The sequence below is a fragment of the uncultured Nostoc sp. genome (assembly GCF_964245445.1).
Lineage (GTDB): Bacteria > Cyanobacteriota > Cyanobacteriia > Cyanobacteriales > Nostocaceae > Nostoc.
In genome coordinates this window covers 1-8,719 of sequence record NZ_CAXTNE010000313.1, presented here as the reverse complement: position 1 = coordinate 8,719, position 8,719 = coordinate 1, and the positions used below count along the sequence as shown (strand labels likewise).

The window sequence follows — 8,719 nt, the reverse complement described above, 5'->3', positions numbered from 1 at the left end:
TAACAAATGCCCCATCTTGAATCAGTAATTTTTGGGTATCAATCCGCAACTCTCCGGCATTTCCTGTACCTCGGGTTTGAACTGACAAATTGCTCAAATACTGACCATCGTTGGAGCTACTAATTACCTCTAGCACATCAGTAGCATGAACTACTAAACTTCCACCTTGCCCCACTCCTAGAGTATTTGTCGCTATCTGGGAACCGTTGGTAAGAGTAATACGTTTGCCTTGCACTTGTATATTACCACCCTCCGCACCACTGGCATCAACTGTTGCCTGCTGGGATAGTTGAATGTTCCCCAAGTTTGGCACGGCATCATAACCTAAGAAAAAACTTTTATTGTCAAAGGTGAGATTTACTAACCCTTCTCCTGCGACACTGCCCAGTTCTATCCGTCCTCCACCAGTTTTCAGTGTTGCTCCTTCTAAGCTGACATCACCACCTACTAGCGCTAAAGTTTGATTTGATCGCACGCGCAGCCCAAATGTATTATCTATCAATTGTCCTTGACTATCGCCCTTAACCTGAATCGCTCCTGGATTTGCCCCGTATTGCAAACCTATTGGTACATTGATACTTAATAAAGGTGCAGACTGAGGATTTTTTGCACTGAACTCAAAACCATTGGCAAATTTCAAACTACTTGCAGTGCTAGCAACAAACGAACCGCCAATGTCTAATTGTGCATTTTGACCAAATATAATCCCATTAGGATTGAGCAAGAACAAGTTGGCTGTACCATTAGCACGAATTAACCCATCAATATTAGATATAGATTTACCTGTGACTCGACTAATAATATTTTGAATGTTTAGATTATTGTTAAAATAAGCTGTATTCTCAGTAGGAAGAGAAAACTCACTAAAGCTGTGAAATAAATTGCTTCCCGCCGTGGTTCCACCTTCGATTTTGATAGTTTTGCCAATTTTTTGAATATTAGAGTTATTGGGTAGATTAGTGTCTGGAGTGATTTGAGCGATCGCACAATTTGCAGTGCATATTACTGTGCTGGTAACGGCAATGTTTAACCATTTTAACAAGTTTAGATTTCTCATTGCCCTAAATAGGTTGGCGTAAATAATTATTGTTGAAATAAGGCAGTTCTTGCTGGGAGCAGGGGGAAAAAGAGTTTGAGCTTTATTTACTTTCCTTCACACAGTTTGGTTTTATTGCACCGACTTACTTACACATGATTTTTATTCAATTTATTTATCTATTTGGCGTTGCTCAATCAACAGACGCTGCAATGCAATGTCTCTACAAGAATTTTGAAATCACACAAACAAAATTAATTATTATTCATACCGCAATCAGCAACACCATCCGCCATCTATTGTTTGCATTAGATAAAGAGCAGCTAAATCTCTAATTTTCTATGTCCGGCAGAGTTGATTAACTTTCTTAAAGAGAATTTAGATCAAAATAGTCAAAATTAATAGTGTTATAAGTTAGTTTGTAACAAAGCTTAAACAATGCTTTGCTTTCTTAAAATTTTTCAGTCGGCTATGCTGCAATACTCTTGGGATAAGCTTTTTTCTCTCAGGAGCATCCCCTGCCCAAGAACAGCCTGCCTCAACAGATAAATTTCTGAACTGAACCGTATTAGGCTAGTACAGGTCGGCGGAAATAAATTTTTTATCACTAGCTGCATAATATTGGTTCGCTCATACCCATAAATATATAGAAGACAATCACACGAGCAATCACATTTAAGATGCGGAAATAAATTTTTTATCACTAGCTGCATAATATTGGTTCGCTCATACCCATAAATATATAGAAGACAATCACATTTAAGGTTGTGTTTCACAGATTCTGAGTGTATGAGTATTTTTTATTCAATTAAACTAGTAGCTAGGCAGTATAAGCACGGTATAATTACTTATTAACAGTGCTTAAAATGACATTTAAAGAGTCTTACTCTAAGAGGAAAAAATGCCAATGAATTCTCTAGAAATCGTCAAGCAGGCTTACATTTACCTAAATCAAAGAGATATTCCTCGTTATTTTTCTCTTATGTCCCCTGACATTGATTTTTACCAAACTGAAGAACTCCCCTGGGGTGGTCACTATCGTGGCTTTGATGAGAGCAAAGTCTTTTTCTCCAAGTTTTCTGCGTTGATTGATTCTTCAGTCGAGATATCTTATTACATTCAAGCTGGCGAGCAAACAGCTGCGATCGGCAAAACGAGTGGTGTAGCAAAGCGAACTGGGAAAAAGTTTAGTTGTAACTTGGCTCATATCTGGACAATTCAGGAGGAAAAAATTGTTCGACTAGAGGTTTATATCGATACTGATGTAATGAAAGCCGCTTTAGTATAAGCCGAAAAAATCCTCAGTTTGTGAGGAGGCGATCGCTATTTCAAAAAGAGAAACTCATATTGTTACAACCAGCGATTCTATGTCTGTCTGATCTTTAAATATTTTACAGGTTTCAACAGGAGGTTCATAAATGAAGATTTTTGTTGCAGGCTCAACGGGAGCGATCGGCCGTCCGCTAATCGGGCAACTGCACAGCTTAGGGCACGACGTGGTAGCGTTAACCCGTTCTCCAGAAAGAGCGAAGGCTTTAGCCGAACAAGGGGTAGAACCCGCGATCGCAGATGTATTCGATGCCGATGCGCTCATTGCTGCTGTAATCCGCGCTCAACCGGAAGTAGTTATTGAACAACTCACCGCTCTACCCAAAACCTACACTGGCGAGTCGATGAGTGCGTCAGCACCATTCAACCAGCGTATTCGTAAAGAAGGAGGTGCTAATGTGCTGGTAGCGGCGCAAACGGCAGGCGTGCGTCGTTACTTGAGACAGTCGATCGCATTCTGGGGAGTTCCTGGAACCGGATTGGCAGACGAAGAAACACCACTATCTTTAGATGCTTCACCCGCAGTTGCAGCAGATGCACGCACTGTGACTGAAATCGAGCGTCACTTACTCGAAACTCCTAATATAGAAGGAATTGTCCTGCGTTATGGTTTCTTTTACGGGCCAGGTACTTGGTTTGCCCCCGATGGTGATGTTGCTCAACAGGTACGACAGCAACAGTTCCCGATTGTTGGAAATGGCGCAGGTGTCTGGTCGTGGTTACATATTGAGGATGCGGCGATCGCTACAGTTGCAGCAGCAGAGCAAGGCAATCCTGGTATTTACCTGATTGCAAACGACCGACCCTTAGAAGTGCGCGTGTGGCTCTCTGCTTTTGCCCAATGGCTCAATGCTTTGCCGCCTCCGCAGATATCGGTTGAGGATGCTTTGCAATTGAGCGGTGCGGATGCCGTTTACTATGGTACTCAGATGCGAGGCGCATCGAATGCCAAGGCAAAACGCGAATTAAATTTTCAGCCGCGACCTTTGGAATGGATGGTTGACGCACCCGTGGGAAGTGCAAGCTAACTCACATAAGTTGACCAAAAAGTTATACTACCTCATGTTAAAGAAGGCAAACGATGCTTAAATCAACAGCTTTTAGGTATCTGCCGTTAGCTTTCACTTTCATCGGTTTCACCCCAAGCACCGCTCTAGCAGTAACATTAACAACTTACCCATTTACAATACCTTTGCCAATTTACGAGGGTGAGTTGATGATTTGGAAGTGTCGCCATCAGAAAATAGTTACTTGCAGTTCATCAACAGGGTATTTTTAGCTGCTCAATTATCTGCCTTCTGCACTTACACCAGATAGCGCTGGTTTTTGCAACACAACCGTATTTTCAACCCCATCTGCAAAATATAGGTTGTTTAACCAGATATGTTCTTAAGACTTGTCCTAGCAACTTATCGAGGTAGAATATGGCTCAGATATTACGCCCTTCCCAGAAATGCTTGAGGAAAAGCCTTTTTACATCTATTGATTTTGCCTTGAGCTTATTGTTATTGATGCCGACAACAGCCTTAGCTGATAGGAACAACGATCCCCCACCTCAGACTACGGGAACTTCAGGTGGCTCTAGAGGATGCGAAACTCAGTCCGAGACATCTTCAAGTAGCATTCCAGCCCTGATTTTGCTTGCACCTTCCCAAATTTATGGGCAAACTTTGGCAACCCGTCCTACATTTGCTTGGTTTATCAACAATTTTGCCTCCTTGCAAATGGAGTTTCGACTTTATGAGTATGACCCAGCTAGCAAACAATCTAAGTTGGTAAAAGAGATTAAAGACAAAAATTTTAAAAGTTCACCAGGAATTATGATGCTATCTCTGTCCAGTTCAGAGTTGTTAATTAACCGTAAAAAATGCTAATTTAGCATTTCTCTTCATACTCTTTTTTTGGCGAAGGTATTGATGAACTGTGCAAATTAAATGTCATACAGCTTATGCCTAACTCAATCATCATTTCCTATAACTCTCTTGAATTACTAAAGGTTGATAAAATTATGTTTGATCTCGATCAAACTATCAAAAATCGGCACTCAACACGCAAATTTTTATCACAACCAGTGCCACAGGCTTTGCTCGATGAAGCCTTGGCTCTAGCACAGCTAGCACCGTCAAATTCAAACATCCAGCCGTGGCGGTTGGTGTTTGCCCAAGGCGATCGCCGCGATCGTCTGCAAGAAGCTTTGCTAAACCAAGCCAAGCAGCAGCCGCCCTACAGCTTTGGGCTGCCGGAAGCCTTCCAGCATTACCGCCAGGAACTGGGCGTGCAAGTCTATGGAGCTATGGGGATTGCTCGTGACGATAAAGAGAATAGACAACTAGCCCTTCTACGTAATTACGAATTTTTTGGCGCACCAGTGGTTGGTATCGTCTGTATGCATCAAGATTTGGGCATTGCAGATGCCTTGAGTGTGGGAATGTATTTACAAACGCTGGTGTTGAGCCTAACCGCTCGCGGCATTGATACCTGCGTAGAGGTTTCGCTAGCAGCTTATCCAGAAATTATCCGCAGCGAGTTGAACATTCCACCGGAATTATTGATCATTTGTGGTTTGGCTGTTGGTTATTCCGATCCTGATTTTCCCGCTAATCATTTGCATATAAGCCGTGAGGCGGTGGAGAAAAACGTTACGTTTCAGGGTATATGAGTTAGCAACTATCATCGTTCCCATAGATTGTAGCCCAGAAAAATCATAGTATTAGAGATTAAATATATGCAATCTGTTGATGTCTATCGCCCTCTGGGAGCCGGAGAACAAATCTTCTGGCTGCACGATCAAGCTCATCCTTTACATTTCGCTCTCACTGCCCAAATCAAAGGAAAATTCACGGTTCCTCAACTTCAGCAAGCACTTCACCTCGTACAGCAAAGGCATCCACTCCTACGAGTTCGGATTGCTCTAGATGAATCAAAGCACCCTTGGTTTGTCGAACACCCTGCTGACATTCCACTGCGGGTTGTACAGCGGCAATCCGAACAACACTGGCAGCGAGAAGTTGAGCAAGAAATCGCAACGCCCTTTGTTTGGTCGCAAGCTCCGTTAATGCGGATCGTCTTGGTTCACTCAAGCAATAGTACAGAATTATCAGAATTAATTGTGATATGTCATCACTCGATCGCAGATGGAATCTCTGTGACTTACTTAATTCGAGATATTTTGCAGGCGATTGCTACGCCCACTGCCTTTAAAGAGTCTTTATTTGTTCCTCCGTCACTAGAGGACTTGATTATTGGGAAAGCCCCCAAAAGAGTTTTTTTGTTAGAGCTGCTCCCTAAGTTCATAAGCGATTCCTTCTTACTTAAGCAACGTGCAAAGCAAAATAACCGTTCATTTGTCAGTTCTGGTTCGCTCTCACCCGAAACAACGCGGTTGCTCATAGCTCGCTGTCGGCAAGAGCAGACGAGTGTTCATGCTGCAATTTGTGCCGCCTTTCTCTTAGCAGTCCGCCAGCAAAATCATTCAGAACAGCCGCAAAACATCAATTGTTCATCACCAATTAATCTCAGACCCTACTTAATATCTGCAAACCAGGAAGATGTCAGTTTTTGTATTACTGCCGAACGGACATTGCACTTGTTAAATTCTGACGCCAATTTCTGGGAAGTTGCCCGTTCTGTTAAACAGCAGCTCAAGCAAAGTATAACCTCTAACAAACTGTTTAAGAAGATTTTCCAACTTCAAGAATGGCTGTCTACCGATCCCAGTCCTGATGATGCTTTACAAGCCTTTAAAGACCAGTTGGACTATGATATAGCCGTTAGCAATCTCACGCGATTGACGATCGCGCAACAGTTTGGAGAGCTAGAACTTCAGGCAGTATATGGGCCTGTTGTCACAACAGGTGTGAAAAACGATCGCTTAGTTGGCGTGGCAACTTTGGGAGATCAACTATTCTTAACGCTCGTGTGTTCAGAACGGGTGATGCTGCGATCCCAGACGAAAACGCTCCACGAGGAAGCTATACATCTACTGAATAAAGCGATCGCATCTAACCTTGTTGAAATCTAATATTTATGAGCTATTTCAAAAATCTGCATATAAGCCATGAGATGATGTCTCGTTTCAAGGCAATTGAAAAAGGCTGCTTTTCTTCGTAGAATTGTCAAAAAGAAATTTATTTTGCCTATGACAGACAGGTTCATCTGTGCAAAGCAAATTAATTTAACAGACCTATTGATAATTTTCCATCGCCGGAAGTTTAGTTAAGCTAATCAGAATTGCATATTTGCGGTTGCGCTCCCACTGCCATCAATCAATGATGTCTGTTGAAGTTTTATACTTAGGAGGAATAAAGATGAAAATTGTTCAATATGGAACAACTATTGTAGTCATCCATACGCTTGCCAACGGACTGCATGGTTTAGCGCATGTGGAAATCCCTGTTAGCCTGTCTTTGCTTCAGAGTTTGTTTGTGGGTATTGTAATTTTTTTGACTCCCATCGTTGCAGCCGTTTTACTTTGGACACAGTTCTATCGCCTTGGTAGCTGGCTGCTGTTGGGTTCAATGGCAGGATCGCTGCTTTTTGCAATTTACAATCATTTGCTCGTAATTAGCCCCGATCATGTTTCTCAAGTTTCCTTTGCAGGTTGGGGTTTACTATTCCAAATTACAGCTATCCTGATATTAATTGTAGATGGATTGGGATGTTGGATTGGCGGATGGGCATTGAAAACAATCCAGCAACCAGAGGAGGTCTTATGAGTTAGTAACTATCATCGTTCCCATAGATCGCAGCACTTTATATTTTTCTTTTTCTTTCTTTTGCCTTTCGGGTTCGCCATTTGCTTTATGCCGGGAAACCCGTCCACCGCAATGGCTCACTTTTTACTTTTGCCTTGTTTGGTAACCCACATTTTCTCAGTCTTGAAACACTCATAGTAAGGAGAAAGAACCATGAGCCAATTTAATCTATCCACTACTGTCCAAGAAGCGGCTACTGATACCATCCTGAACACTGCTGCCCAAGAAGCGGCTACCGATACCATCGTGGACATCGATCTCAAAGTTCAAGCTGAGAAAGGCCCGGACCTGCGGAAAGACCATCCTAAAAGTCATGCCTTAGTTTGGGGAGAGTTCAAAGTTGAGGACAATATTCCTGATTCGTTGAAAGTGGGTATCTTTGCCCAGCCCAAAACCTACCCGCTTTGGATGAGGCTCTCCAATGCTTCCCCCGCACAAAAGCGCGGTAAACTCGCGTCAGACCTCGATCCCGATGTTCGGGCACTTGCTATTAAACTCTTACAGGTAGAAGGTGAAAAAGTTCTGGATGATGAGCAAGAAACCCAAGATTTTTTGCTGATTAATCATCCGGTGTTCTTTGTCCGCGATGCCCAAGGGTTCGCCAACCTGACCAAAGCAAGCGTCGGTCAAGCAAATGAAGAAGAGTTGCGATCGCTAGCACCCACGTTTGAAGTCCTCAAAGCGGTTACGAGCAAACAAGTTGCAAATCCGCTGCTGATCCAATACTGGAGTACGACTCCCTATAAACTTGGCTCTCGGACGATTAAATTTTCGGTCAAACCTCACTCCTCAGATACTCCAGGTGTAACCCCTACTTCTGAGACTTATTTACGTGAGGCAGTTGTTAAATACCTCACAGAAGAGGGCAACGATGCCACCTTTGAATTTTTAGTGCAGCTCTACGTTGACGATGAAAAAACTCCCATTGAAAATCCCATGCAAGAGTGGAAGGAGGAAGACTCACCGTTTATTAAGCTTGCAACCATTACAGTTCCCGCTCAGAAATTTGACTTCGAGGAGCGGAAGCGACTGGATGAGGGGCTATCGTTCATGGCTTGGCATACCCTCGCGGAACACGAACCCCTGGGTAGTGTCAATTTAGCTCGCAAAAAAGTTTACCAGGAGGTAGTAAAGGCTCGACGGAGTAACATACACCACCGCATCGAAGAACCGCAAGCATATAGTTCAGTCTTGGACGATCCTCAATAATCTTGCTTGTCAACTACTTCCATCAAAAACTGTTGACGGAAGTAGTATCTGGCAATAGCTACACTAACGATTGCTCTTTTTGCTAATTGATCGGCATTAATACAAGTCCCTTGACAATACTCACCAACTATGCACCCTAGCATTCAGAATCAGTGGCATTGGCGCGAATACTTTGCAGAATTCCTGGGAGCTGCTTTCAACATTTTCATTGGCTTAAGTGCAATCGTCTTTAACTTTGGGGACTTCCAAGAAATAAATTACTCAGCAAAAATGATAATTTGACATTTATAAGATAATGATAATCATTCTGAGGGGGTGAGAGGTAGTTGCCGACGGCAACTACCTCTCACCCCCTCAAAACACTCACAAAAAAGTCTGCACTCTTTTCATG

Annotated in this window: 8 protein-coding genes; 7 read left to right on the top strand and 1 reads right to left on the bottom strand. The window is 42.8% G+C overall.

The features are described from left to right. The coding region (locus ACFE90_RS32930; RefSeq protein WP_375506509.1) for a filamentous hemagglutinin N-terminal domain-containing protein at positions 1-1,057 on the bottom strand (1,057 nt) is incomplete at its 3' end. A gap of 886 nt (positions 1,058-1,943) precedes the next feature. Here ACFE90_RS32930 and ACFE90_RS32925 point away from each other — a divergent pair. The 7 genes from ACFE90_RS32925 to ACFE90_RS32895 all read left to right on the top strand — a co-directional run bounded on the left by ACFE90_RS32925 (position 1,944) and on the right by ACFE90_RS32895 (position 8,328). Continuing rightward, positions 1,944-2,324, top strand: coding sequence for a nuclear transport factor 2 family protein (locus ACFE90_RS32925; RefSeq protein ID WP_375506508.1), 381 nt, complete (start codon positions 1,944-1,946; stop codon positions 2,322-2,324). Between the two features lie 130 nt (positions 2,325-2,454). Continuing rightward, positions 2,455-3,393: an NAD-dependent epimerase/dehydratase family protein gene (locus tag ACFE90_RS32920; protein WP_375506507.1), complete on the top strand. Its 939-nt coding sequence runs from the start codon at positions 2,455-2,457 to the stop codon at positions 3,391-3,393. Between the two features lie 396 nt (positions 3,394-3,789). Next, the gene (locus ACFE90_RS32915; protein WP_375506506.1) at positions 3,790-4,239 is read left to right on the top strand and encodes a DUF928 domain-containing protein; all 450 of its coding nucleotides are present in this window, start codon (positions 3,790-3,792) and stop codon (positions 4,237-4,239) included. A 134-nt stretch (positions 4,240-4,373) separates the two neighbouring features. Beyond that, positions 4,374-5,024 carry a nitroreductase gene (locus ACFE90_RS32910; protein WP_375506505.1) on the top strand — a complete coding sequence of 217 codons (651 nt, stop codon included), beginning with the start codon at positions 4,374-4,376 and terminating at the stop codon, positions 5,022-5,024. Positions 5,025-5,090: 66 nt separating this feature from the next. Then, positions 5,091-6,386 carry a condensation domain-containing protein gene (locus ACFE90_RS32905; protein WP_375506504.1) on the top strand — a complete coding sequence of 432 codons (1,296 nt, stop codon included), beginning with the start codon at positions 5,091-5,093 and terminating at the stop codon, positions 6,384-6,386. 286 nt (positions 6,387-6,672) lie between these two features. Continuing rightward, positions 6,673-7,080: a hypothetical protein gene (locus ACFE90_RS32900; protein WP_375506503.1), complete on the top strand. Its 408-nt coding sequence runs from the start codon at positions 6,673-6,675 to the stop codon at positions 7,078-7,080. Between the two features lie 192 nt (positions 7,081-7,272). Then, entirely contained in the window at positions 7,273-8,328 is a 1,056-nt protein-coding gene (locus ACFE90_RS32895) for a catalase family protein (RefSeq protein ID WP_375506502.1), read from the top strand. The last annotated feature ends 391 nt before the right edge of the window (positions 8,329-8,719 follow it).